The following is a 291-nucleotide window of genomic DNA, read 5'->3' as shown; positions in this document are numbered from 1 at the left end:
CCGGAAGACCGAGAGTATAGCAAACTCTGGCGGCAGCCCGCCACTCCCTTCGGCGCCCGTCAGAAATCCGTCGTCATCGACAGCCACACCGAGCGCGGGTCGCCCTGCGTCAGGTATCCGCCGATCGTCGACGACCAGTACGACTTGTTCGCGACGCTGCGCACGGTCGCGCGGAACGTCGTCTTCTTGCCGAACACGTCCGTCGCGTAGCGCGCACCGAGGTCGAAGCGGTCCCACGCCTGGATCGACATCGTATTCGCGACGTCCAGGTACTGCGGCCCGGTGTGGATC

1 pseudogene is annotated in these 291 nt (G+C 65.6%); it reads right to left on the bottom strand.

The annotated features are described in order from the left end of the window. Window positions 1–59 precede the first annotated feature (59 nt). A pseudogene (locus tag AAEZ03_RS26795) lies at window positions 60–291 on the bottom strand (TonB-dependent siderophore receptor); the annotation flags it as partial.

It is taken from the genome of Pseudomonas sp. HY2-MNA-CIBAN-0224 (assembly GCF_040310285.1).
Classification (GTDB): Bacteria; Pseudomonadota; Gammaproteobacteria; order Pseudomonadales; family Pseudomonadaceae; genus Aquipseudomonas; species Aquipseudomonas helleri.
Note: the sequence above shows the minus strand (reverse complement) of the source record. Positions and strands in the feature narration are given on the sequence as shown.